This is a genomic window from Vibrio sp. KUL80 (assembly GCF_059725495.1).
This window is the reverse complement of the sequence record NZ_AP045841.1, coordinates 3,379,731-3,403,896: the sequence shown is the minus strand read 5'-3', so window position 1 is coordinate 3,403,896 and position 24,166 is coordinate 3,379,731. Positions and strand designations below refer to the sequence as shown.

Genomic DNA, 24,166 nt, shown 5'->3' with positions numbered 1-24,166 from the left:
TAAATTACCATTAGCTTAATAACTAAGGCTGATGGCAAGTAAACAATGCAATGGATTATTGATAATCAAACCCTCCTACTTTCAATCACTTCACTTAGCACTGTGGTTGGCTTTTCTGCCGCTGCGGTGTTGCATTTTAAATCTCGTCAAATAGAAGCCTTAGCGGAACACAAAGCACAGCTCGAGACGACGGCACTAGAGCAGCAAATCGCGCGCATGCAGCAAGAGTTGTCTGATGCCAAACAAGAACTCGATGAGCTGGATGATGAGCGTGACAAGTCGGCATTTGAGCTCAAGCAAGCGCACGGCAAGGTGATGGCAGCAATGGAAAAGCTGCGCTATTTCGAGGCTGTGAAGCAAGAGCGTCAGCAGTACGCTACCGAGCTTGAGCAGGTTAAGCAGCAGCGTGCGCAATCTGAGGCGCAGTTACGCGAGCAGCTCGCCGCGTATCAGCAACAACAGCGCTCGGATCAAGAGAAGCTAGAGCTGCTGCAGCAATCTGAGTTACGCCTTAAAGAGCAGTTTGAGCGTCTTGCTAATCAAGTGTTTGAAGCGAAAACCGCCAAAGTTGATGCGCAAAACCGTCAAAGCCTAGAGGGGATTCTATCCCCACTCAAAGAGCAGCTTGAGGGCTTTAAAAAGCAGGTCAACGATAGTTTTAGTCAAGAGGCAAAAGAGCGACATACGCTGGTGCATGAGCTGAAAAACCTCCAACGTCTTAATGATCAGATGACTAAAGAAGCGATGAACCTGACGCAAGCTCTGAAAGGCGACAACAAACAACAAGGCAACTGGGGTGAGGTGGTCTTGGCGCGCGTATTGGCAGAGTCGGGGCTTCGCGAAGGACACGAGTATCAAACGCAGGTGAGTTTGCAAAACGAAGCGGGTAAGCGTTATCAGCCCGATGTGATCGTCCATTTGCCACAAGAAAAGCAGGTGGTGATCGATTCGAAGATGGTGTTGGTTGCCTACGAGCGCTATTTCAATGCTGAAACCGATGCCGAGCGCGATCGCGCGCTGAGTGATCACTTATTGGCGCTTCGTAACCACATTCGCGGGCTGTCGCAAAAAGATTACCACCAACTCAAGGGCATTCGCTCCCTCGATTACGTCTTGATGTTCATCCCCGTAGAGCCCGCATTCCAAGTGGCGATTCAAGCTGACCCGAGCTTGGTGAAAGAGGCAATGGAGAGCAACATTATTTTGGTTAGCCCAACCACACTGCTGGTGGCGCTGCGTACCATCGACAACCTATGGCGTAACGATAGACAAAACCAAAATGCTCAAGTGATCGCAGACAAAGCCAGCAAGCTCTACGACAAGCTGCGCCTCTTCGTGGATGACATGGAAGGTTTGGGCGGCGCATTGGATAAAGCCAACCAAAGTTACCAAGGGGCGATGAACAAGTTAGCGACGGGTCGCGGTAATGTGATTCGTCAGGCGGAAAGCTTTAAACAGCTTGGGGTTGAGGTGAAGCGCTCGATTTCTCCCTCGCTCACAGAAATTGCACAAAATGATGCTTTGGTGGAAAGACAACCAGACATGGATAAAGTAAACTGACCGTCTGCGGCGACGGAGAAGTAGCGCTGCCCAAGAGGAAGAATAATGACGGAAAGTACTGTGCAATCGAATCAAGTAAATCAACAAGACGACACCACGCACTTCGGCTTCGAAACTGTTGCGAAACAAGAAAAAGTAACGCGCGTAGCGGAAGTGTTTCACTCGGTGGCAGCAAAATACGACATCATGAACGATTTGATGTCTGGTGGTGTTCACCGCCTATGGAAGCGTTTCACTATTGATTGCAGTGGTGCACGACCAGGTCAGCGTATTCTAGACCTAGGTGGCGGTACTGGTGATTTGACCGCTAAGTTTTCTCGTATTGTTGGCGATAAAGGGCACGTGGTGCTTGCCGACATCAACAACTCAATGCTCAACGTGGGTCGCGATAAGCTGCGTGATACTGGCATTGTTGGTAACGTTCACTATGTTCAAGCTAACGCTGAAGAGCTGCCATTCCCAGACGATTACTTTGACTGCATCACAATCAGTTTCTGTCTTCGTAATGTGACGGACAAAGACAAAGCACTGCGCTCTATGTTCCGCGTGCTTAAGCCTGGTGGTCGCCTATTGGTTCTGGAGTTCTCGAAGCCAATTATCGAGCCTCTCTCTAAAGTGTACGATGCGTACTCTTTTCACCTGCTACCTAAGATGGGTGAGCTAGTGGCCAACGATGCCGAGAGCTATCGCTACTTAGCCGAATCAATCCGCATGCACCCAGACCAAGATACGCTGGAAGGCATGATGCAAGACGCTGGCTTTGAGCAAACCAAATATTACAACCTAACCGGTGGTATTGTTGCCCTACACCGTGGATACAAATTCTAAGGACTGAATCATGCCTTTTGATCCATTAGTGACGGCTGTGGTGGAAACCACACTCAATACTCTGATTAAAGACGATGAAGCGCTGGTTAACCGCGTTGCACGCCTAAAAGGTCAGGTGATTCAAATTCATCTGCGTGAATTCAATAAATCGCTCACCTTTGTGTTTAGCAATCAGCTTGATGTATTGGCTAACTACGAGGGTGAACCCGACTGTTATCTGTCGCTCAATTTGTCGGTTCTGCCTGAGCTCAAAGAGCAAGCTAATATCACCAAACTCATCAAGAAAGATAAGCTTGAGCTTGAGGGTGATATTCAGTTGGCGCAAAAGTTTTCGGCGTTGCTTACCGATTGTAAGCCAGACATTGAAGAGTGGATGTCGCGCGTGACGGGCGATGTTGTCGCTCATACGGCAGTACAAGGTGCCAAAAACCTGTTTGGCTTTTTTGCTTCGCAAGCTGCCAAGCATCAAGACCATTTTGGTCAGGTACTGACAGAAGAGTGGAAAATTGCACCGCCACCGCTTGCCGTCGCAGCGTTTTGTGACGATGTGGATGATGTGCGCAGCCAAACTGAGCGACTGAATGCCCGTTTGGACGCTTTGCTGGCGTCGGTCGATGGCCAACCAGACTCGGAGCGTGTATGACCCCGAGTGAAATAAAGCGCCTCTATCACATCGTTAAGGTTCAACTTGAGTATGGCCTAGATGAGTTGATGCCAACTCATCAGTTGACCAAAGCGCCACTATTAGCGAGGCGCTCACTGTTTTGGATGAAGAATCAACATCCAGACAAACCACTTGGTGAGCGACTTCGTCTAGCATTGCAAGAACTTGGTCCGGTATGGATCAAGTTTGGTCAGATGATGTCAACGCGCCGCGACCTGTTTCCTCCCCATATCGCTGACCAACTAGCGCTGCTGCAAGACCAAGTGTCACCGTTTGACGGTGAGTTGGCTAAAACGCAAATGGAGAAGGCGCTCGGTGGTCCAATTGAAAACTGGTTTGATGATTTTGACATCGAGCCATTAGCATCGGCATCCATCGCGCAGGTTCATACTGCCAAGCTCAAAGAGACAGGGCAGGAGGTGGTACTCAAGGTGATACGCCCTGATATCCGTCCTGTTATTGATGCCGATCTGAAGCTGATGTATCGCATGGCTCGCATTGTCTCTAAAGCCTTACCTGATGCGCGCCGACTCAAACCCGTCGAAGTGGTGCGTGAGTACGAAAAAACGCTATTAGATGAGCTAGATCTGAGACGCGAAGCGGCAAATGCGATTCAATTGCGCCGCAACTTCGAAGGCAGTGAAGAGCTGTACGTTCCAGAAGTGCTTCCTGACTTTAGCAGTGAGACACTAATGGTGTCGGAACGCATTTATGGCATTCAGGTATCGGATATTCCAACCCTAGAAGCGAATGGCACCAACATGAAGCTGTTAGCTGAGCGTGGTGTGAGCGTTTTCTTCACCCAGGTATTTCGCGATAGCTTCTTCCATGCGGATATGCACCCCGGCAATGTATTTGTCAGCTACGAGCATCCTGAAAACCCGCTATGGATTGGTCTTGATTGCGGCATCGTCGGCACGCTCAACAGCGAAGATAAACGCTATTTAGCAGAAAACTTTTTGGCGTTCTTCAACCGAGACTATCGCAAAGTCGCTGAGCTGCACGTTGACTCGGGTTGGGTGCCAATGGATACCAATGTCGATGAGTTTGAATTCGCCATTCGCATGGTGTGTGAGCCGATCTTCGCTAAGCCTTTGTGCGAAATTTCCTTTGGTCATGTGCTATTGAACCTGTTCAATACGGCACGTCGATTTAATATGGAAGTGCAGCCTCAGCTGGTGCTGCTGCAAAAAACTTTGCTGTATGTAGAGGGTTTAGGCAGACAGCTCTATCCGCAACTAGACTTATGGGAGACAGCGAAACCGTTTCTCGAGAACTGGATGGCGAATCAGGTAGGACCGCAAGCCGTCATTAATGGTATCAAAGAACGCGCGCCGTTTTGGGCAGAAAAATTGCCTGAGCTTCCAGAGTTGCTGTACGATAGCCTCAAACAAGGTAAGGCTATGAATCAGCGTATGGATAGTTTGTATCAAGGATATCGTGAAACAAAACGGCAACATGGTACAGGTAAATTTTTGTTTGGCGTTGGCGCAACTTTAATCGTATGCTCCGCCATACTGCTGGATAGCCCTTATCACCAGTTGTCTGTTGCATCAGGCGTTGGTGGTATCACATTTTGGCTGTTAAGTTGGCGTACTTACAGACGTTAAGCGATAAACTCGCATTAAATCATAAATTTGTTAATCAAGACCCGAGGTAGAAAGAATGGGCGGTATTAGTATTTGGCAACTTCTTATCATTGCAGTAATCGTTATTCTGCTGTTTGGAACGAAAAAACTGCGTGGCATTGGCGGCGACCTAGGTGGGGCAGTCAAGGGCTTTAAGAAAGCAATGAGCGAAGATGAGCCGACGGCAAAATCTGACAAAAAAGACGCAGATTTTGAACCTAAGAACATTGAGCAACAAAAGACAGACGCTTCTACTGAAACAAAGAAAGACAAAGAGCAGGCATAATTCGTGTTTGATATCGGTTTTTGGGAACTGGTACTCATCTCTGTGGTTGGCTTAGTGGTTCTGGGACCAGAGCGCTTGCCGACTGCTATCCGAAGTGTTTCTCGTTTTATCAGCTCTGCGAAGGCGATGGCAAATAATGTCAAAGATGAGCTTTCGCATGAACTTAAAGTCCAAGAGCTTCAAGAGAATCTGCGAAAAGCTGAGAAAATGGGCATGGAAGACCTTTCGCCTGAGCTTAAAAGTTCGGTAGAAGAATTGAAGCAGGCTGCACAAGACGTGACGCGTCCTTACGCGACCGATAAGTCGAAGGCAACAGACTCTGAGCCGAGTCCGCAAGTGACAGAGAGCTCAGAGACGATGAAACCTGCTGAGAGTGAGTCTCCAGAGAAAGATCTGAATAAGGGCTGATTATCAGCCCTTGTCTATTTGTATATCGAAAGTGATCGCGCTGGTGGTCACTTATTTTATTCGAGGTTTTCATGCCGTCCGTCGAACAGACACAGCCTTTGATTAGTCATCTGCTAGAGCTAAGAAACCGACTCCTGCGCGCTATTGTTGCGGTGTTAGTGGTATTTTTGGCTCTGGTGTACTTCTCTGGCGATATTTATGATTTTGTTTCCAAGCCGCTAGTAGAGAGGCTACCGGAGGGAGCGACAATGATCGCAACCGACGTAGCATCGCCTTTCTTTACCCCTCTTAAACTGACGTTGATCGCCTCAGTATTCATTGCGGTGCCGTTTATTTTGTATCAGGTATGGGCATTTGTTGCGCCAGGCTTATACAAGCACGAGAAAAGGCTGGTCATGCCGCTGATGTTCTCGAGCTCTTTGCTTTTCTATTGCGGTGTTGCCTTTGCGTACTTTGTGGTATTCCCACTGGTGTTTGGCTTTTTCACGGCAATATCGTTAGGCGGAGTCGAGTTTGCAACGGATATATCCAGTTATCTAGACTTTGTTTTAGCGCTGTTTTTAGCGTTTGGTATTGCCTTTGAGGTACCTGTAGCCATTATCCTGTTGTGCTGGACAGGTGCGACAGATGTCGACAGCCTGAAGCAAAAGCGTCCTTACATTGTCGTGGGGGCGTTTGTTGTGGGTATGCTATTGACCCCTCCTGATCTTATTTCTCAGACGTTGCTAGCGATTCCGATGTGCTTGCTGTTTGAAGTGGGCTTGTTCTTTGCGCGTTTCTACACACGAAAAGAAGAAGTCGACGAGGAAGAAGAGTAGTGTCATCAATTTGATGAGATAAAAAATAGCGGCTTAGGCCGCTATTTTTGTATGTGTGCTAGAGAGATAGGAGGTTATCGAATCTTGAGGACGTATCCGCATTCCGAGCAGACATAGATTTCTTTAATACCCATGAGCTTTTGCCAAAATGTGCGATGTTGGCGTTGCAGCATATTTCCGTGCTGGCACATACCGGACCTCCGTGATAGAAAATGCGTGAACCGTGCCACATATCATTTACTACTAGTGGCATATAAATTTGGTGCATATTCTACGTTAACTGATGGGCGGTAAGCGACTGGTAAATCAGATCTAACTCACATAATGGGTAACGAAACCTGCAAAATCACAATGAAAACAGTGATTTTGCATTGTTTGTTGTTATCTCTGCCACTTCTTTAGTACTGATGCCTCGTACGTCAGCAATACGGTTTAGCACCAACTCGGTGTAAGCGGGCTCGTTGCGTTTTCCGCGATTAGGCACTGGAGCGAGATAAGGGCAATCGGTTTCAAGGATAACCTTGGTCATATCGAGCTCTGGAATCACCTTGTCCATGCCTGAGTTTTTAAAGGTCGACACGCCGCCAAGCCCAAGGTGAAAACCTAACTCATTGATAGCTTTAGCCTCTTCGATACTGCCTCCAAAACAGTGGAAAACACCGCGTAGGTCGCCATTTTGTTCAGTCTTGAGTAAGGCTAACGTTTCTTCAATGGAGTCACGGGTATGGATCACGACAGGTAAGTCCATCTCTTTCGCCCAATTAAGCTGGGTGACAAACGCGTGCTCTTGCTCTTTGCGATAGGTTTTATCCCAGTACAAGTCGATACCAATCTCACCCACTGCGATAAAGTTATGCTTATCGAACCAAGAGTGAATGGTGCTGAGTGTCGCATCGACGTTGGCATCGACATAGCACGGGTGCAATCCCATCATTGAACGGCAGATATCTGGGTAAGCCGCCTCTGTTGCCAGCATTGGCTCTATGGATTCAAGATCGATGTTTGGCAGCAATATGTGCTCGATGCCAACCGCTATTGCTCGCTTGACCACATCGTCGCGATCTTGGTCGAATTCGGTGGCGTAAATATGGGCGTGTGTATCTATCATGACAAGCTACATTCGTTGAGTAATACGCTAAGTATATCGTTTGTGGTTTAGCATTTTCCAATTTTACTACTAGCATGAACAAGCCAGAGTGATATGCTTGATTTTCGCATTTTTCCAGACAAGGAGAGAAAGGTGTCTGTATCGATTCAAGGTCAATTCCCAGCGCGCCGTATGCGCCGTATGCGCAAACATGATTTCAGCCGACGTTTGATGGCAGAGAACAAGGTATCTGTGGATGATTTGATCTATCCAATGTTCATTCTTATGGGTAAAAACCGTCGTGAAACGGTGGAATCTATGCCTGGTATTGAACGTCTTTCTATTGATTTGATGCTAGAGGAAGCCGAGTACCTAGCAAAACTGGGCGTGCCTGCGATTGCGCTGTTCCCAGTGGTGAATCAGGATGCGAAAAGCATCTGTGCAGCAGAGGCCTATAACCCAGAAGGTCTCGTTCAACGAGCAGTGCGCTCTTTGAAGGAAAATGTTCCGCAAATGGGTGTGATCACCGATGTGGCGTTGGACCCATTCACGACACACGGACAAGATGGCATTATTGATGAAGATGGTTACGTACAAAATGACGAGACAACCGAAGTCTTGATCAAGCAAGCCTTGTCCCATGCTGAGGCTGGTGCAGACGTTGTGGCGCCATCAGATATGATGGATGGTCGTATTGGCCGTATCCGTGAGGCTCTGGAAGAAGCCGGGCATGTTCATACTCAGATCATGGCGTATTCCGCTAAGTATGCGTCAAACTATTATGGTCCTTTCCGTGATGCAGTCGGTTCGGCATCGAACCTAAAAGGTGGTAACAAGAAAAACTACCAGATGGATCCTGCGAACAGCGATGAAGCTCTACACGAAGTGGCGATGGACATCAATGAAGGTGCCGACATGGTCATGGTGAAGCCGGGCATGCCTTACCTTGATATCGTTCGCCGTGTTAAGAGTGAATTACAGGTACCGACGTTTGCATACCAAGTATCAGGTGAGTACGCGATGCACAAAGCCGCTATTCAGAATGGTTGGCTAAAAGAGCGTGAAACTGTGCTTGAGTCTCTGCTTTGTTTCAAGCGAGCGGGCGCCGATGGTATTTTGACTTACTTTGCAAAAGACGTGGCGGAGTGGTTGTCGCAAGATGACGATGAAGCCTAGTCAAATAAACGCTGAGAGAGCCGACGTATCGTCGGCTTTTTTGTGCGCGAAATTTGTCTTCTAAAATAAATGAGAAAAATTCTCAATTAGTGGTTGACGCAATAAATGAGAATGATTACTATTAACTCGTCCTAAGGAAAAAGGTTAAGCAATCGGAACCCACTGGGTGTCGACCTCTTGCGAAACTCAATTCTTTTTGACACGACATTGCTCACATTGCTTCCAGTGTATTTATAGCTTTTTGGTTGGTTAGCCGTACTCGATAATCGAGATAACCTCCTCCTATTATTGCTAGGCGACACCTTAGGTGTCGCTTTTTTTCTATCTACAGTTTGAGGATTAAATGGTCACTCTGACTAGAATATAATCCTAAAGCCCAGTTCAATCGCAAAATTAGGTTTTCCACATTGCATGATCCGGTAAGGATCAAGCAAAAGTGCGTAGATCTAATATTTATTCGTTTATTTACAGTGTGTTACGGATATTTTTTGTTGCTTCTGTATAACTTTATCTTTTAATAAAATAAACCTATAAACAGATTTATCCACAGGCTGGGCTGGAAATCGATTGCCTGACAAAGTGCAACTGTCTATATAGACAGTGAAAGGTCGTAGCATCGTTGTGCTAGTCGTGGCATTCTTATGGATCACTACCCAAAATTTTGGACGACTAAACATGGCGCAAATACCAGACAACCCACTGATTCTTATCGATGGTTCTTCTTATCTTTACCGAGCTTTTCATGCTTATCCAGAAACGATGAGTAACGGCGAAATCCCAACTAATGCGGTATATGGTGTTGTTAACATGCTGCGAAGCATGATGCGTCAGTTTGCCTCCGACCGTATCGCGGTTGTGTTTGATGCCAAGGGCAAAACATTCCGTGCTGATATGTACCCAGAGTACAAGGCAAACCGTCCACCAATGCCCGATGACCTTCGTTGTCAGATTGAACCTCTGCATAACGTGATTCGTGCAATGGGTCTGCCATTGATTTGTGTACCTGGAGTAGAAGCCGATGATGTGATCGGTACGCTCGCACATGAAGCCTCAAAAGCAGGCATGCCAGTGCTAATTAGTACGGGTGATAAAGATATGGCTCAGCTAGTTGACGATAACGTCACCCTGATTAACACCATGACCAATGTTGTTATGGACCGAGAAGGCGTGGTGGAGAAGTTTGGGATTCCACCTGAGCTTATCATCGACTATCTGGCATTAATGGGTGATAAAGTCGATAACATCCCAGGTGTACCGGGCGTTGGTGATAAAACAGCGACAGCACTATTGCAGGGCATCGGCGGCATTAAAGACCTTTACGATAGACTCGATGATATCGCCCCTCTTGGCTTCCGTGGTTCGAAAACCATGGCGAAGAAGCTTACCGAGAACAAAGAAAACGCATTGTTGTCGTATGACTTAGCGACCATCAAACTGGATGTTGAGCTTGATTGCACTCATGACTCACTAGTGAAAGAGAAACCAAACGTCGATGAGCTGACTAAGCTTTACGGTCAATTGACGTTCAAATCTTGGCTAAATGAGCTACTTGAAGGCGGCACTGGTGAAGTGCAAGCGGTTGAGAGCGCAGCAAAACGTACCTCAGGTAATGATGATGCCCCTACGATGGACACGTCAGCGGTCAAGATTGATCGTAGCCAATACGAGACTATTCTGACAGAAGAAAGCTTTAATGCCTGGCTTGAAAAGCTAAAGTCGGCAGAGGTCATCGCATTTGATACTGAGACGGATAGCTTAGATTACATGGTCGCTAACCTTATCGGTTTGTCTTTTGCTACCGAAGAGGGTGTAGCGGCGTACTTGCCAGTCGCTCACGACTATATGGGGGCGCCAGAGCAGCTTGATCGAGCTTGGGTATTGGAGCAACTGAAGCCACTGCTTGAAGATGAAAACGTTCTGAAAGTCGGGCAAAACCTTAAATATGATGCCAGTGTGATTGCACGTTATGGTATCGAGCTCAAAGGCATCAAGTACGACACCATGTTGGCGTCTTATGTTTACAACAGTGTTGGTGGAAAACACGATATGGACAGCTTAGCGTTGCGCTTTTTGCAACACAGCTGCATCTCGTTTGAGCAGATTGCTGGTAAAGGTAAATCACAGCTCACTTTCAACCAAATCGAGATGGACCAAGCGTCTCCTTATGCAGCGGAAGATGCCGATGTGACTCTGCGTCTGCATCAACGCATTAATGCGGAGTTGGAAAAGAACGAAGCACTTAATCGCGTTTATCAAGAGATTGAAGTTCCACTCGTGCCTGTACTGTCTCGCATTGAGAGAACGGGTGTGCTGATCGATGACATGTTGCTAGGCGCTCAGTCGCAAGAAATTGCAGCGCGTCTTGATGAACTTGAGCAAAAAGCCTTTGAGATTGCCGGCGAAGAATTCAACCTAAGCTCTCCGAAGCAGCTGCAGGCCATCTTCTTCGAAAAAATGGGTCTGCCTGTATTGAAGAAAACACCATCAGGTGCCCCGTCGACGAACGAAGAAGTGCTGCAAGAACTCGCACTGGATTACCCGCTACCTAAGCTTATCCTTGAGTACCGTGGTCTGGCGAAGCTGAAGTCGACTTACACAGATAAACTACCGAAGATGATCAACCCAGAAACGGGTCGCGTTCATACGTCGTATCACCAAGCGGTAACGGCGACAGGTCGTCTATCGTCTACCGATCCAAACCTGCAGAACATTCCAATCCGTAACGAAGAAGGCCGCCGTATTCGTCAGGCATTTGTCGCTCCGCATGGTTGGAAGATCTTGGCCGTCGATTACTCGCAGATTGAACTTCGAATCATGGCTCACCTGTCAGGCGATAAAGCGCTGTTGGATGCCTTCCAGCAAGGCAAAGACATTCACGCTGCAACGGCGGCTGAGATCATTGGTGTCGACATTGAGCAAGTAACGAGTGAGCAGCGTCGCCGAGCGAAAGCGGTGAACTTTGGTTTGATCTATGGCATGAGCGCATTTGGTCTGTCTAAGCAGTTAGGCATTCCTCGTGGTGAAGCTCAGCAGTATATGGATACCTATTTTGAGCGTTATCCGGGTGTGATGCAGTACATGGAAGATACCCGTGCACTCGCGACCGAGAAAGGTTACGTCGAAACGATCTATGGTCGTCGTCTACACCTACCTGAGATTAAGTCCCGAAATGGTATGCGTCGTAAAGCGGCAGAGCGAGCTGCTATCAATGCACCGATGCAAGGGACGGCCGCAGACATCATTAAAAAAGCGATGCTGTTGGTGGATGAGTGGATTCAGGCAGAAGGTGACGGCAAGGTTAAGCTTCTGATGCAGGTTCACGATGAACTGGTATTTGAAGTCGAATCGTCATCTTTAAGCGAAATTGAAAGTAAAATACAAAAATTGATGGAATCTGCAGCAGAACTAGACGTACCGCTTGTTGCTGAAGCTGGTCACGGAGAGAACTGGGACGAGGCGCATTAGTCATAATTTGAGCTAAATGACCAAATTAACATGAGCCAGCGCACACTCGCTGGCTTTTTTTTGCCGTTAAAAAAGTTTATGCATCTAAAAGACTTATGTCTGTTAACAAAAATGTCATGAAAAAAAACTACAAAAATAGTTTCATTTTCTGATCAGTTGTTGTACATTAGAACGCGTAGGGTACAGAGGTAAGATGTTCTATCTTTCAGACCTTTTGTTTCACGTTATTGGATTAGGCTGATTCAGCCGCCCCAGTCAGTATTTGACTGGGGCGTTTTTTCTTGTGGCAAAGAAAATTCCCAAACGTCCTTAATTCCTCTCAAAGACGTCCCGTCATTACGAAAAATCACAACACCATTCTGTAATTAAACGACCTTCACACTTTGTATAATTATCAGGTTGAATCAAGCGTGGCCGCGGTTAGGTGTAATGAATCCTAATGCTATGAAAAATAAGAAATAGTTTGAATTCTATGTGGGAAGATGTCGTTGGTGGAGAGAAGTCTAGCTCACACTTTGCGTGGTAGGCGATTGCATTGTTTGCAGGCTTCGTAGATGCTTTGGACAAACAATAATACTAAATCTTCTCTCTCCCATTGCCCTGCCAGGATGGCGGGGCGTTTTGTTTCTAAGGAAGGCTTCTGTTCAGCTCTTTAAGACGCTGAATTAGCAGTGAGTTACTCCTCGCTATCACCTTCTTCAAGTTGTTCTAAGTGCGCAAAAGCAGGTGCAAACCATGTGTCCAGTTTGTTGCGTAGTTGGTCAACACCAATGCCTTTCAAAGATGAAAACGCATCAACTTGCACGTCGCCACCAAACGCCAAAGACGCTTCACGAATCTTCAATACTTGTGCTTTACGTGCGCCACTTTTTAGCTTGTCAGCTTTAGTTAGTAGCACTTGTACAGGGATACCCGATTCAACTGCCCACTGGATCAATTGTTGATCGAGATCTTTCATTGGGTGACGAATATCCATCAGAACAACCACGCCTTTTAAGCACTGGCGCTTCTGTAGGTATTCACCTAGTGACTTCTGCCACTTCTTTTTCATCTCAAGAGGTACTTGAGCAAAGCCGTATCCAGGAAGATCGACGATATGACAGCCTTCATCAACCTTGAAAAGGTTAATAAGCTGCGTACGACCTGGAGTTTTACTGGTTTTTGCCAGGGCTCTTTGGTTAGTTAGTCGGTTCAGTGAACTGGATTTACCAGCATTGGAGCGTCCTGCAAACGCAATTTCGATCCCTTCATCCTCTGGCAAGTGACGAATATCGGGTGCACTTGTTATGAAATGCGTGTTTTGATAATGAATTTTTACGCTCACTGTTAACTCCATCTCGACTTTGTGTAGTCGATTGATTACTTTTTTGTGAAATTGTGTAAAATAACCGTGCTCGGCATATGGCCACACATTGTACCATGATCGGTATTAATTGCCCGCGTTACCTTATTTTGTCCCTTTGACACCAATCTGTAGGGTTTTGCGAGGCGTATAGTGGTACTGGAAGCTTGATAATTATAATGGAATGTCATGAAAAAATTAGCGCTAATCTTGAGTCTTGTAGTCAGCTGCTCAGTATGGGCCCAAGGCGATATTGAAGCTGGTAAAGCAAAATCCCAAACGTGTGTAGCGTGTCATGGAGCAGACGGTAACAGTCAGCTAACGATGTACCCAAGCATCGCAGGACAGCACGCAAACTACATTGAAAAACAACTGAAAGATCTAAAGCTTGGTATGACAAGCAATGGCAAGCAAGGTCGCTATGATCCTGTGATGAGTGGCATGGCTATGCCTCTATCTGAGCAAGATATGGCGGATTTGGCTGCCTACTATGCGTCTATGCCAATCGCTCCAAACAGCACGCCTGAGAACGTTGTAGATCAGGGCAAGGTACTGTACATGGCTGGTGACGCAGAACGTGGTATTACAGCGTGTATCGCATGTCACGGCCCACGTGGTAACGGTACAGAGCTGTCTGGCTTCCCTAAAATTTCAGGGCAGCACGCAGAATACGTGAAGTCGCAGCTAGAAAAATTCCGCAGTGGCGACCGAGCGAACGATATGAACGCTATGATGCGTGATATCGCTAAGAAACTTAACGATGAAGACATCGACACACTGTCAAAATACGTCGGCGGCCTTCACTAATAACAATCCACGTTGCATAACTTAGCAGCCCAAAATAGTTTCTCTAACGCCAAACCGAGCAAGCGATGCCTCTTCTTCTGAAGGGGCATTGTCGTTTTTGGTGATCTGGCTCTCATCGCTCTTCAAGTAAGCAAGGTGAGACATTGGCGAGTTGCCTAAGCGCATTGTGAGACATTTGCCATACTTGCGATCGCAGATTATCCGCAAGCTAGCTCTAACTATATGAAAATAAATATTTTTAACTATTTCCATTTGTAAGTGACTAGAAAAAGTCTAAACCTTGGTTGTTTTCAATCGAGGCTAGGGTAAATTGTTCCTTGTCGACAGGATGACGACACAAGGATTTCAGACCAAGATGGTCTTCAAGGAAGTTTGGTAAGGGTTGCCAATAAAATTAAAAGGATGTCGTTCGCACTAGGAGTGTGGGCAGATAAGGATGGTCAACTATTCTCAGGACGAGAAAACAAACGGACAGGGTTTAGGAAGAACTCGAGCAAATGGTTTTGCTAGGGAATGTGAAAACGCATCAGGATGATGACAAACAAGAATTAGCAGTGGAAGCACAAATAACAAATGGATATTTGTGAGGCGTTCAATGAATGCCAACAGTTTCACCCCTATGGTGATGGAAAGCGACAGGTCAGCCTGTCGCTTTTTTTACGTCTAGAGCTTGGTATTAAATGATAATCAATAGCATTTGCCTTGCTAAAGTTGTTGCGAGCGATTATCATCTAGGCACTGAGGATGGGGGTGATCATGAATAATCGTATGAGTCGTCAAACGGAGCACTTGGATGTGCCAACCAAGTTACTACGGCCACTGTGGTATCGAAGCAGAGAAAGTCTTCTCGATGACGGTATTATTTATGACCCTATTGCTGCTCATGCCTGTCGTCGCTGCCAATTAGCGCCTGATTGCCTGACCGGTAATGTTGATCAAAGTCAGCTCTTGCACGCTACCTTGACTCAGCTGTGTGACTTACAAGTGAAGCGCTTTTTGGAAACCAACCCTGAGGGTTGGGTGATCAATGTAGGTGCTCGTCTCGATACTCGTTTTTACCGTCTTGATAATGGCAGATGTCATTGGGTAGAGGTGGATACCAATGAGCATCTGGTATGGCGTCAGCGACTGTTCCACAAAAGCGAGCGTTACGCTCTGACCATCGGTTCCATCGATGATATGGGTTGGCTCAACTCACTTTCTATTCCGTCCGATAGACCCATCCTAGTCGTTTGTGAACAAGCGCTATTAGAGCGACGAGAAAATCGTATCGCGCACTTCATTCAAGCCATTGGTTGTCACTTTCAGCATGCACAGGCCTGTCTCGTACTGGCCGGTGACCTTACTGGCAGTCACCTAGGAAAGAAGATGGGATGTGAGTCCTACCAACATGGACTTCGAAAGCCCGTTCAAAAGCTTACCAACTGGTTGCCGTGGACCTACAAGGCCTCTCTATTGTCTCCTATTGACCAGCACTGTCAGCGTTGGTCTCGCTGGCAGCGGGTTCTGGCTAAATTGCCTTTGTATCGACATCGCCTCACACCAAACATTGTCAATATCGAATGGTAAAGGCAGAACCTGTCATTAAATAACGATACTATAGCGGCTCAACCCTTTGTTTCTGCTGTGGCTTTACCAGTTGAAACTGTGCCAAGCTGGAGTGTCTGTGTTTCAACAATCTATCGCCATACTTTCCAATCTACCCTTGCATCGTCGAGTTCTCCTACTCGCGATACCTATGGTGCTATCTAATATCACCGTCCCTCTGCTTGGACTAGTTGATGCCGCTGTAATTGGCCACCTTGAACACTCGTGGTACCTCGGTGGTGTGGCGCTTGGCAGCACGATGATCAGTGTGACATTTTGGTTGCTCGGATTTTTGCGAATGTCCACAACAGGTCTCACCGCTCAGTGTTTTGGTGCTGAGGATAATCGCTCTCTAGGTTTGGTCTTTTTACAAGGTAGCGTGATGGCGCTTGGATTCGCGCTGGTATTTTTGCTCCTGCATACCTTTATTGCTGATCTGATTTTTTCGCTGAGCTCGGCGAGTGAAGAAGTAAAGCACTACGGCTACCAGTACTTCGCCATTCGTGCATGGAGCGCACCGGCAGCACTGATGAATTTTGTACTGCTTGGTTGGCTACTTGGCACCCAAAACGCGAAGGCACCAATGTGGATGGTGATCATTACTAATGTGGTCAACATTGGCCTCGATGTATTGTTTGTCATTGGGTTGGGATGGAAAGTGGAAGGTGCGGCACTCGCGTCAGTGATTGCCGATTACTCGGGGTGTGCGTTTGGTCTTTGGTGCGTCATGCGAACCTGGCGTCAGCGAAATCTTCCTAAGCTACTGAGTTTGGTTTCGGAAGTCAGCCGAGGCATTGGTCGTTTCGTAAAGCTCAATCGAGACATTTTCCTACGCTCACTGTGCTTGCAAGCCACATTTAGTTTCATGACCTTCCAGGGTGCTGCATTTGGAGACGATATCGTGGCAGCCAATGCGGTACTCATGAGCTTTCTGATGATCATTTCCTATGGGATGGATGGTTTTGCTTACGCCATGGAAGCGATGGTTGGAAAAGCGATTGGCGCGAAGAGCCGAAGTGAGCTTGTTGACTCGCTCGTGGCTACCTTCTTCTGGAGTGTCGTGATCTGCCTAGTGTTGACCTTGGTTTTTGGCGCGTTAGGGCAAGGGCTTATTACCATGATTACCTCAATAGAGAGCGTTCAGATAGAGGCTGGACACTATTTGCCCTGGTTAATTGCTATGCCGCTAGTGTCGATGTGGTGCTTTCTATTTGATGGCATTTTTATTGGCGCCACAAAGGGCAAGGATATGAGAAACAGTATGTTTGTCGCGACGTGTTGCTTCTTTGGCGTTTTCTTTGCCGCGAGCAGTTTAGGCAATCATGCACTTTGGCTGGCGATGCTGACCTTTATGGGAATGCGCGGAGTGGGGCTAGGCGTGATATTTTGGCGTCAATGGAAGGGCAACCGGTTTTTGGTGAGTTAGGATTCTCAAAGAATAAAGGCGACTTACTGTCGCCTTTATCGTTTTTGGTACAAGTCACTAATGGACTCAGAACAATCGGTTTAAGCCGTTAAGCGCAGCAACACGATATGCCTCTGCCATGGTTGGGTAGTTGAAGGTGGTATTCACAAAATACTCGATGGTATTTGCTTCACCTTTCTGTTCCATGATAGCTTGGCCGATGTGAATGATCTCCGCGGCGCGCTCACCAAAACAGTGAATACCTAGGATTTCTTTCGTCTCTCTATGGAATAGGATCTTCAAGCTTCCGACATCTTTGCCTGCAATCTGTGCGCGCGCGAGATGTTTGAACGAAGAGCGACCTACCTCATAAGGAATTTTGGCTTCCGTTAACTCTTGTTCGGTTTTACCGACTGAGCTGATCTCTGGAATGGTGTAGATACCTGTTGGGATATCTTCAATCAATTTACCTTCAGCTTCGCCACGCGTAATCGCCTGTGCAACAAATCGACCTTGGTCATACGCCGCGCTTGCTAGGCTAGGGTAGCCAATCACATCCCCTACTGCGTAGATATGAGACACTTCGGTTTGATAATTCGTATCGACTTTAAGCTGCCCACGAGAGTCAGCAATCAGACCCACCGCGTCTAGGTTAAGCGCATCGGTATTACCGGTACGACCGTTGGCATACAGTAGGCAGTCGGCACGCATCTTCTTGCCGGAGTTCAGATGGATAATCACGCCATCTTCAGTGCCCTCAATCTTGGCGTAAGTTTCGTCATTACGAATCATCATGCCACTGTTCCAGAAGTGATAAGACAGAGAGTCCGACATCTCATTGTCTAGAAACGCTAAGAGACGTTCACGCGTGTTGATAAGATCGGTTTTCACATCTAAACCACGGAAAATCGACGCGTATTCACAACCAATCACACCAGCCCCATAGATGATGATGTGTCTTGGATCGTGCTCAAGTGACAAAATTGAGTCGCTGTCATAGATGCGTGGATGGTTAAAGTCGACATCTGCTGGGCGGTAAGGTCTTGAACCTGTTGCGATAACAAACTTGTCTGCAGAATACGTATCGACAGTGCCATCTGACTTGGTCACCTCTAGACTATTCTCGCTAACGAAGCGCGCAGTGCCGTAAAGTAGGGTACATTCATTGCGGTCGTAGAAACCTTGGCGCAATCTAGTCTGTTTATCGATGACAGTTTTAGCGTGCCCTAGAATATTGGAAAACGTTGAATGCAGACTGGTGTTATTGCCGCAAAATAGAGGGTTGCTGTTGAACTCAATGATGCGGCTAACCGCATGACGCAAAGCTTTAGAAGGGATGGTTCCCCAGTGTGTACACCCACCACCAACGCTGCTCTCTTTTTCGATGATCGCGACGTTTAGGCCAGCTTTAGTCAGCCCCATAGCAGCACCTTCACCACCCGGACCACTGCCTATCACGATGGCATCAAAATGTTTGGAGCGACTCATATAGTATCCTCGTTGTTTTCCACACCGTTTGGCTCTTAGATAAACCATCAAGGCTTCTAGCCATGCCAACGATGCTTAGGGTTCTTACACTAACAATGGCGAAATTTTAACGGATTATTAACTTAGGTAAATATTACTGCATGAATAGAGTGTGAAAGATCACGCAGTTTTATTGAGGCTTAGCATCGGATAAACGTTTGATGTATGTAAAGTAGTGACACTTACTCGAGTAGAGCCATAGGTTAATGAATTGAGATGCGTAAGCGTTTTTGATAAAAATCGCTATTCACACACTTATACAAAGTGACTATTCGCGCTATATTACAAGCACTCCCTCAATTGCCGTCATCGATGGTAACCAACAAGAGCATCTAGGTTATACATGAAATCAATGGGTATTCGTGCACAACAAAAAGAAAAAACGCGTCGTTCATTGATCGATGCTGCTTTTAGCCAATTGAGTGCTGATCGCAGTTTTTCGAACTTGAGCTTACGTGAAGTCGCGCGCGAAGCCGGTATCGCTCCAACCTCTTTCTATCGTCACTTTAAAGATATGGATGAGCTTGGATTGACCATGGTAGATGAAGGGGGGCTGCTGCTCAGGCAGTTAATGAGACAAGCGCGCCAACGTATTGTCAAAGAAGGCAGTGTGATCCGTACTTCGGTCGAGACGTTTATGGAGTTTATAGAAAGCAGTCCCAACGTGTTCCGCTTATTGCTACGCGAACGCTCTGGAACCTCTTTCGATTTTCGTGCCGCGGTGGCCCGAGAGATCCAACATTTTTCGGCTGAGTTAACCGAGTATTTGGTTAGCACAGGTATGGACCGCGACGAGGCATTTGCACAAGCAGAGGCTTCTGTCGTTCTCGTGTTCAGTTCAGGAGCAGAGGCATTAGACCTCAGCAAAAAAGAAAGATATGAACTGGCGGAGAGGTTAATTGTCCAACTTAGGATAGTGGCCAAAGGTGCACACTGGTATCGCAAAGAACGTGAAAGAAACCGTCAAAAAGAAGGGTCGAACTAATGTCCAATGAAGTGTCCTCCGAAAACCGCGACAGCGGTAAGAAAACCCTAGTACTCGCGCTTATTGCAGGTATGTGTGGTAATGCAATGTTGTCTTGGCTGACCATCAGCGAAGTGGCGTTCTCAGTTTTCCCACTGATTGCACTTGTGCTGTCAGTGCAAGCTCTTTATCAAGAGTATCTTAAAAACCCAATCCCAGAAGATTTCCCACTAGTCGGTCTAGCGGCTTTCTTTGTGGGCGCATTTGGTCATTCTGCCTTTACTAAGGCGCAGTATCCAGATGCCGGTTCCAACTTCTTCGCCATCATGGTGGTGTTAGTATTGCTGTTTTGGATTGGCAAAAAGATGGGTTACATCCTCAAAGAAGCATAAGAGTGCTTCTTGGGTAATAAAAAACGAGCCGCGAATGGCTCGTTTTTTTGTATCGGAGGCTTGATACTTAGGCTTTACGCTCTAGTAAAACACCCGCTTCAATATGATGAGTGAACGGGAACTGGTCAAACAGTGCAAAGCGTGTGATGTGGTGAGTTTCACCTAACACATCTAGGTTGTCTTTTAGGGTTTCTGGGTTACAAGAGATATATAGAATACGCTCATAGCCTTGAACCATCTTACAGGTATCGATATCCATGCCTGCGCGTGGTGGATCAACAAAAATCGTGTTGCAGTTGTAACTCTTCAGATCAACGTTTTGTTGTTGCAGACGTCGAAACTCACGCTTACCTTCCATTGCTTCAGTGAACTCTTCTGCTGACATACGAATGATCTGTACGTTATCAATCTTGTTCGCTGCAATGTTGTATTGTGCTGACTCTACCGATGGTTTTGCTAACTCAGTCGCTAGTACTCGTTCGAAGTTTTGCGCCAGCGCCAATGAGAAGTTACCGTTACCGCAATAAAGCTCGAGTAGGTCACCCTTGCTGTCTTGAGTACAGTCGACGGCCCATTCCAGCATCTTTTGTGCGACCGGACCGTTTGGCTGAGTGAAGCTGTTCTCTACTTGCTGATAGTGGTATGGCTGACCATTTACATGCAGTGTTTCTACGACATAGTCTTGGTCCATCACAATCTTCATCTTGCGCGCACGCCCAATTAGATTCAGCTTAAAGCCCTCATCATTCAGGCGCTGCTTCAATGCTTGCGCTTGTTCTTTCCATGCATCATCAAGTTGGCGATGGTAAAGAAGAGACACAAGGATTTCGCCGCTCATTGTCGATAGGAAATCAACCTGGAACAGTTTCTTTCTCAGAACCTCATTACCTTTCATGGCGTCCATCAGTAGCGGCATTAGGTCGTTGATAAGACGGCTAGCGGCTGGGAACTGATCAACACGGTATTTCTCACGAGTCTCTTGGTTAAACATGATGTAGTACATGTCGTCACCCTCGTGCCATACGCGGAATTCGGCACGCATGCGATAGTGCTTTTCTGGTGAAGTAAATACTTCGAGTTCAGGTGCAGAATACGGCGCCATCATATCGATCAAACGTTGAGATTTTTCTTCAAGTTGAACTTGATAGCCTTCTGGTGTGAAGTCGAGATTTGCCATGGTAATTGCCTATCGTCGTAATGAGTTATCTAAAAGGAGGGCAGATTTTATTCAATCTCCCGTCGTTGTCCAGTGTTTCCCCGAATTGTCTCGTATTCTAACCGCGCATTTATAGCTTAGTTCAATCCGTTATGGACAAATAATCAATCAGTTAATAACATGCGTCCCTAGCTGGTGTGAGAATCAACAAGGACTCTCACTGAAAAGGGAATCTGGTGTAACTCCAGAACTGACGCGCAGCGGTAATAGAGAACGAACCCTCAAGAAGACACTGTTGATCAGACGGGAAGTCGAGTTAGTAGGCGGGGATAGGCATTATCCCAAGGCTCTAAAGTCCGAATACCTGCCAGCAATCGACTCGATGTAATAAATGGAATGCTCGAGTCGTAAGGACTTACGCGATTTAGGACAACATAACTAATGAACAAATCATTTTTGGCGATAGCAGTGGCTGCATCGCTCTCTTCTTATGCTTCTTTTTCACTGGCTCAAGACAGCACCGTTAATAGTGACGAAACTATGGTGGTCACTGCAAACCGATTTGAACAGGCTGAGGATAAAGTTATTGCGCCAGTGAGTGTAGTAACTCGTCAAGAGATTGAAGTTTCGCAGGCAAAGAGCTTATCTGACGTATTACGTCGATTGCCGGGTATCGAAATTGCTCAAAACGGTGGCAGGGGGCAAGCTACCTCAGTATATCTACGAGGTACGAACAGCAACCAAACTCTAGTATTAGTTGATGGAGTGCGTTACAGCAGTGATACCACGGGGTTATCAATTAATCATTTCCCTATTGGTCTCGTTGAACAGGTTGAAGTGATTCGCGGTCCGAGTGCTGCCATTTATGGTTCTGATGCCATTGGTGGGGTTATTAATATCATTACTCGCACCAACGATAACAGAGAGCGGAAGCAGATTAATATCGGAGCGGCAAGTCATGACGGTCGCGAGGCGAACTTCACTGCTAAAACGAAGATGAATGATAACGGCCATATTCAAATAGCTGGTGGGTATGAGCAGAATGACGGTTATGACTTTAAGTCAGCTCAGGATGGTACTAAGTACGGATATGAAAGTCGTAACATGCATCTGGGTTATAAACACGATTTTAATAGTAACTGGAGTGCTCTAGTCGACTATCGTTGGTTTGACAGTTTGACGGATTACAATTCATCAGGAGCTAAAAAAAAGGGTGCGACAGATAATCAGAACTTGGCGGGTCGTGTTGACTATCAAACCGAAGCTTATAAGTCATTCTTGACGTTGAGCTACGCTAAAGTAGAAAAAAAAGATTATTTGGAGTCTGTTGGTGAGAGTAATGCAGATACTATTCTCGACACCAGTGCACTCAATGCGCAATGGTCCAACCTATATCGAATTACCCAGCAGTATTCTCTTGGTGGCGGCTTAGACTATCGCAAAGAAGAACTGGCAGATGGCGCAATGAGTTGGGGAAGTGCTCATGCTTTAGCTGGAGAGAGTCGTGAAAACATCGGTGCTTACGTTTCTGGTAGAGCGGATTATGATAAGTTTTCTGCTGAGGCAAATGTGAGACACGATAAGCATGATAAATATGATAACTACACGACGTGGTCACTAGCAGGTCAATATCGCTTTACGTCGAATTATCAAGCATATGCGAGCGCGGGAACCGCATTTAAAGCTCCTAGTTATAACAGCTTGACTACCAATCCTGATTTACAACCGGAAGATTCACGTAACATCGAATTTGGCTTCGCAGGTTTGACTGGTTTCCTGGATTGGAAACTTTCTGCTTACCACAATAAAGTGAACAACCTAAACATTTGGTATTCAGTGCCTGGTAACCCTTGGGGTAAAACCTATAACATTGACGCAGATATTAAAGGTGTAGAGTTGGAGGGTCGTTTTAACACAGGACCAGTTCATCACACGGTGATTGCTGAGTACAAAGATCATAAAGATGACAATGGTACGCAGCTAGCAAGAAGGGCTAAGGAAAACTATAAGTGGATTGGTGAAGCTAATATCGGAGACTTTGATTTATCTCTGACTTACCTATACACAGGCAAGCGCTTAGACTTGCCGACCGCAAATCCAACTTCAGAAGATTACCTTCCAGCAACCGGGTTGTGGGATGCCGCGGTGTCTTACTGGATAGCTGATAATGTTGCGCTAAGAGCAAGAGTCGACAACTTGTTAGACGAAGAGTACGAGACTGCGAAAGGGTATAGTTCGCCGGGCCGAACGTTCTTTGCGTTGGCTACAGTTAATTTCTAACTTGGTATAATCATTTGTTATAAAGCCACTACACCAGTGGCTTTATTTTTCGTTTGCAGGAATTCTCCATGAAAAACGTCATCATCAGCTGGTCCTCTGGCAAAGATTCCACTCTTACCTTCGAACGCCTAATGGAATCATCCGACTATAATGTTGTTGGTTTATATACTACCCATGTTAAAGGCGAAGTCCCTTTCCAGGTAACTCCTCTAGACGTAGTCCAAATGCAAGCCGATAGATTAGGCATGCCTTTGGTGACTATCGAACTGCCGGAAGTGTTCCCCGCTAATGACGTGTATCAGTCACTCGTTATAGAGGGCGTAAACGCGTCTGGCTTGAACGTAGAGGGCATTGCGTTTGGCGATATGTTCTGCAATGGGATCGTGGAGTATCGGCGCAGCTATGTCGAACCTGCGGGACTAGAAGCGGTGTTCCCACTAGTGGGTGAAGACAGCCATGATTTGGCAAACGAAATTCTAGATAGGGGAATCGAAACCGTTCTGGTCACTGTAGATAGAAATGTACTCTCAGAATCACTTTGCGGAAAACGATATTCACGTGAACTGATTGATGGATTGCCAACGGATGTTGACCCATGTGGCGAGGATGGTGAGTTTCACACTCTAGTTTGTAACTCGAAGTACTTTAGCCACCCTATAGAGATTCAATCTCACTCAGTAGAAACAGCACAGCGCTTTAGCCACCTTAGATACGAAGTCGCATCTTAGAGCTCATGACAGGTTTACCGTCTATTCAGTAGTGAAGTATCATGTGTTCGAACGGGCA

General features: G+C 46.5%; 22 protein-coding genes and 1 riboswitch. Of the genes, 17 read left to right on the top strand and 5 right to left on the bottom strand.

Annotation, left to right across the window (positions count from 1 at the left end):
- Nucleotides 1-45 precede the first annotated feature (45 nt).
- The 7 genes from rmuC (at nucleotide 46) to tatC (ending at nucleotide 6,192) form a co-directional block, all read left to right on the top strand.
- The gene (gene rmuC / locus AC6I8U_RS15820) at nucleotides 46-1,560 is read left to right on the top strand and encodes a DNA recombination protein RmuC (protein WP_498017333.1); all 1,515 of its coding nucleotides are present in this window, start codon (nucleotides 46-48) and stop codon (nucleotides 1,558-1,560) included.
- Nucleotides 1,561-1,605: 45 nt separating this feature from the next.
- A complete protein-coding gene (gene ubiE / locus AC6I8U_RS15815) occupies nucleotides 1,606-2,388 on the top strand; it encodes a bifunctional demethylmenaquinone methyltransferase/2-methoxy-6-polyprenyl-1,4-benzoquinol methylase UbiE (RefSeq protein WP_042477886.1) in 783 nt (260 codons plus the stop codon).
- 10 nt (nucleotides 2,389-2,398) lie between these two features.
- Entirely contained in the window at nucleotides 2,399-3,031 is a 633-nt protein-coding gene (locus AC6I8U_RS15810) for a ubiquinone biosynthesis accessory factor UbiJ (RefSeq protein WP_498017332.1), read from the top strand.
- The gene (gene ubiB, locus AC6I8U_RS15805; RefSeq protein WP_252013042.1) at nucleotides 3,028-4,662 is read left to right on the top strand and encodes a ubiquinone biosynthesis regulatory protein kinase UbiB; all 1,635 of its coding nucleotides are present in this window, start codon (nucleotides 3,028-3,030) and stop codon (nucleotides 4,660-4,662) included. Before AC6I8U_RS15810 ends, ubiB begins: the two co-directional genes overlap by 4 nt.
- Before the next feature lie 55 nt (nucleotides 4,663-4,717).
- The gene (gene tatA, locus AC6I8U_RS15800) at nucleotides 4,718-4,966 is read left to right on the top strand and encodes a Sec-independent protein translocase subunit TatA (RefSeq protein WP_042477892.1); all 249 of its coding nucleotides are present in this window, start codon (nucleotides 4,718-4,720) and stop codon (nucleotides 4,964-4,966) included.
- A gap of 3 nt (nucleotides 4,967-4,969) precedes the next feature.
- Nucleotides 4,970-5,374 carry a Sec-independent protein translocase protein TatB gene (gene tatB / locus AC6I8U_RS15795; protein WP_252013043.1) on the top strand — a complete coding sequence of 135 codons (405 nt, stop codon included), beginning with the start codon at nucleotides 4,970-4,972 and terminating at the stop codon, nucleotides 5,372-5,374.
- A gap of 71 nt (nucleotides 5,375-5,445) precedes the next feature.
- Nucleotides 5,446-6,192, top strand: a complete 747-nt coding sequence (gene tatC / locus AC6I8U_RS15790; protein ID WP_128648368.1) for a twin-arginine translocase subunit TatC — start codon at nucleotides 5,446-5,448, stop codon at nucleotides 6,190-6,192.
- 346 nt (nucleotides 6,193-6,538) lie between these two features.
- Here the strand turns inward: tatC and AC6I8U_RS15785 are convergent, their stop codons facing one another.
- Nucleotides 6,539-7,300 (bottom strand): TatD family hydrolase, encoded by a 762-nt coding sequence (locus AC6I8U_RS15785; RefSeq protein ID WP_498017331.1) that lies wholly within the window; start codon nucleotides 7,298-7,300, stop codon nucleotides 6,539-6,541.
- A gap of 132 nt (nucleotides 7,301-7,432) precedes the next feature.
- On the opposite strand from AC6I8U_RS15785, the gene hemB reads away from it, so the two are divergent.
- From hemB to spfP, 3 genes are all read left to right on the top strand, one after another.
- Complete coding sequence (gene hemB, locus AC6I8U_RS15780) at nucleotides 7,433-8,455, top strand: porphobilinogen synthase (protein ID WP_446569941.1); 1,023 nt, start codon at nucleotides 7,433-7,435, stop codon at nucleotides 8,453-8,455.
- A 675-nt stretch (nucleotides 8,456-9,130) separates the two neighbouring features.
- A complete protein-coding gene (gene polA / locus AC6I8U_RS15775; RefSeq protein WP_498017330.1) occupies nucleotides 9,131-11,920 on the top strand; it encodes a DNA polymerase I in 2,790 nt (929 codons plus the stop codon).
- A 193-nt stretch (nucleotides 11,921-12,113) separates the two neighbouring features.
- Entirely contained in the window at nucleotides 12,114-12,161 is a 48-nt protein-coding gene (gene spfP / locus AC6I8U_RS15770) for a small protein SpfP (protein WP_438356636.1), read from the top strand.
- Nucleotides 12,162-12,596: 435 nt separating this feature from the next.
- Here spfP and yihA read toward each other — a convergent pair whose 3' ends face one another.
- Complete coding sequence (gene yihA, locus AC6I8U_RS15765; protein WP_197058828.1) at nucleotides 12,597-13,256, bottom strand: ribosome biogenesis GTP-binding protein YihA/YsxC; 660 nt, start codon at nucleotides 13,254-13,256, stop codon at nucleotides 12,597-12,599.
- A 195-nt stretch (nucleotides 13,257-13,451) separates the two neighbouring features.
- Here yihA and AC6I8U_RS15760 point away from each other — a divergent pair, with 195 nt between their 5' ends.
- Complete coding sequence (locus AC6I8U_RS15760) at nucleotides 13,452-14,069, top strand: c-type cytochrome (protein ID WP_252013047.1); 618 nt, start codon at nucleotides 13,452-13,454, stop codon at nucleotides 14,067-14,069.
- Nucleotides 14,070-14,090: 21 nt separating this feature from the next.
- Here the strand turns inward: AC6I8U_RS15760 and AC6I8U_RS15755 are convergent, their stop codons facing one another.
- Complete coding sequence (locus AC6I8U_RS15755; protein ID WP_498017329.1) at nucleotides 14,091-14,234, bottom strand: hypothetical protein; 144 nt, start codon at nucleotides 14,232-14,234, stop codon at nucleotides 14,091-14,093.
- A 591-nt stretch (nucleotides 14,235-14,825) separates the two neighbouring features.
- On the opposite strand from AC6I8U_RS15755, the gene AC6I8U_RS15750 reads away from it, so the two are divergent.
- Together AC6I8U_RS15750 and dinF are read left to right on the top strand one after the other, a co-directional pair.
- The gene (locus tag AC6I8U_RS15750) at nucleotides 14,826-15,638 is read left to right on the top strand and encodes a class I SAM-dependent methyltransferase (protein WP_052413025.1); all 813 of its coding nucleotides are present in this window, start codon (nucleotides 14,826-14,828) and stop codon (nucleotides 15,636-15,638) included.
- A 97-nt stretch (nucleotides 15,639-15,735) separates the two neighbouring features.
- Entirely contained in the window at nucleotides 15,736-17,082 is a 1,347-nt protein-coding gene (dinF, locus tag AC6I8U_RS15745; RefSeq protein WP_498017328.1) for an MATE family efflux transporter DinF, read from the top strand.
- A gap of 66 nt (nucleotides 17,083-17,148) precedes the next feature.
- On the opposite strand, the gene sthA is transcribed toward dinF, so the two are convergent.
- Nucleotides 17,149-18,549: a Si-specific NAD(P)(+) transhydrogenase gene (gene sthA, locus AC6I8U_RS15740; RefSeq protein ID WP_234494745.1), complete on the bottom strand. Its 1,401-nt coding sequence runs from the start codon at nucleotides 18,547-18,549 to the stop codon at nucleotides 17,149-17,151.
- A gap of 382 nt (nucleotides 18,550-18,931) precedes the next feature.
- Here sthA and fabR point away from each other — a divergent pair, with 382 nt between their 5' ends.
- Nucleotides 18,932-19,573, top strand: coding sequence for an HTH-type transcriptional repressor FabR (gene fabR / locus AC6I8U_RS15735; RefSeq protein WP_252013052.1), 642 nt, complete (start codon nucleotides 18,932-18,934; stop codon nucleotides 19,571-19,573).
- Nucleotides 19,573-19,944 carry a YijD family membrane protein gene (locus tag AC6I8U_RS15730; RefSeq protein ID WP_498017327.1) on the top strand — a complete coding sequence of 124 codons (372 nt, stop codon included), beginning with the start codon at nucleotides 19,573-19,575 and terminating at the stop codon, nucleotides 19,942-19,944. The genes fabR and AC6I8U_RS15730 overlap by 1 nt, the downstream gene beginning before the upstream one ends.
- Nucleotides 19,945-20,011: 67 nt before the next feature.
- Here AC6I8U_RS15730 and trmA read toward each other — a convergent pair whose 3' ends face one another.
- Nucleotides 20,012-21,121, bottom strand: a complete 1,110-nt coding sequence (trmA, locus tag AC6I8U_RS15725; protein WP_128648371.1) for a tRNA (uridine(54)-C5)-methyltransferase TrmA — start codon at nucleotides 21,119-21,121, stop codon at nucleotides 20,012-20,014.
- Nucleotides 21,122-21,276: 155 nt separating this feature from the next.
- Nucleotides 21,277-21,486: riboswitch (cobalamin riboswitch) on the top strand.
- A 55-nt stretch (nucleotides 21,487-21,541) separates the two neighbouring features.
- Here trmA and AC6I8U_RS15720 point away from each other — a divergent pair.
- Both AC6I8U_RS15720 and AC6I8U_RS15715 read left to right on the top strand, forming a co-directional pair.
- Nucleotides 21,542-23,380, top strand: a complete 1,839-nt coding sequence (locus AC6I8U_RS15720) for a TonB-dependent receptor domain-containing protein (protein WP_498017326.1) — start codon at nucleotides 21,542-21,544, stop codon at nucleotides 23,378-23,380.
- A 68-nt stretch (nucleotides 23,381-23,448) separates the two neighbouring features.
- Nucleotides 23,449-24,108 carry a Dph6-related ATP pyrophosphatase gene (locus AC6I8U_RS15715; RefSeq protein ID WP_498017325.1) on the top strand — a complete coding sequence of 220 codons (660 nt, stop codon included), beginning with the start codon at nucleotides 23,449-23,451 and terminating at the stop codon, nucleotides 24,106-24,108.
- The last annotated feature ends 58 nt before the right edge of the window (nucleotides 24,109-24,166 follow it).

Coding starts and splice junctions, on each gene's coding strand:
- AC6I8U_RS15785 (WP_498017331.1), bottom strand. CDS start 7,300: ATGATAGATACACACGCCCATATTTACGCCACCGAATTCGACCAAGAT.
- AC6I8U_RS15730 (WP_498017327.1), top strand. CDS start 19,573: ATGTCCAATGAAGTGTCCTCCGAAAACCGCGACAGCGGTAAGAAAACC.
- AC6I8U_RS15755 (WP_498017329.1), bottom strand. CDS start 14,234: ATGCGCTTAGGCAACTCGCCAATGTCTCACCTTGCTTACTTGAAGAGC.
- AC6I8U_RS15760 (WP_252013047.1), top strand. CDS start 13,452: ATGAAAAAATTAGCGCTAATCTTGAGTCTTGTAGTCAGCTGCTCAGTA.
- trmA (WP_128648371.1), bottom strand. CDS start 21,121: ATGGCAAATCTCGACTTCACACCAGAAGGCTATCAAGTTCAACTTGAA.
- rmuC (WP_498017333.1), top strand. CDS start 46: ATGCAATGGATTATTGATAATCAAACCCTCCTACTTTCAATCACTTCA.
- ubiB (WP_252013042.1), top strand. CDS start 3,028: ATGACCCCGAGTGAAATAAAGCGCCTCTATCACATCGTTAAGGTTCAA.
- AC6I8U_RS15810 (WP_498017332.1), top strand. CDS start 2,399: ATGCCTTTTGATCCATTAGTGACGGCTGTGGTGGAAACCACACTCAAT.
- sthA (WP_234494745.1), bottom strand. CDS start 18,549: ATGAGTCGCTCCAAACATTTTGATGCCATCGTGATAGGCAGTGGTCCG.
- polA (WP_498017330.1), top strand. CDS start 9,131: ATGGCGCAAATACCAGACAACCCACTGATTCTTATCGATGGTTCTTCT.
- AC6I8U_RS15715 (WP_498017325.1), top strand. CDS start 23,449: ATGAAAAACGTCATCATCAGCTGGTCCTCTGGCAAAGATTCCACTCTT.
- tatA (WP_042477892.1), top strand. CDS start 4,718: ATGGGCGGTATTAGTATTTGGCAACTTCTTATCATTGCAGTAATCGTT.
- AC6I8U_RS15720 (WP_498017326.1), top strand. CDS start 21,542: ATGAACAAATCATTTTTGGCGATAGCAGTGGCTGCATCGCTCTCTTCT.
- yihA (WP_197058828.1), bottom strand. CDS start 13,256: ATGGAGTTAACAGTGAGCGTAAAAATTCATTATCAAAACACGCATTTC.
- AC6I8U_RS15750 (WP_052413025.1), top strand. CDS start 14,826: ATGAATAATCGTATGAGTCGTCAAACGGAGCACTTGGATGTGCCAACC.
- tatC (WP_128648368.1), top strand. CDS start 5,446: ATGCCGTCCGTCGAACAGACACAGCCTTTGATTAGTCATCTGCTAGAG.
- fabR (WP_252013052.1), top strand. CDS start 18,932: ATGAAATCAATGGGTATTCGTGCACAACAAAAAGAAAAAACGCGTCGT.
- ubiE (WP_042477886.1), top strand. CDS start 1,606: ATGACGGAAAGTACTGTGCAATCGAATCAAGTAAATCAACAAGACGAC.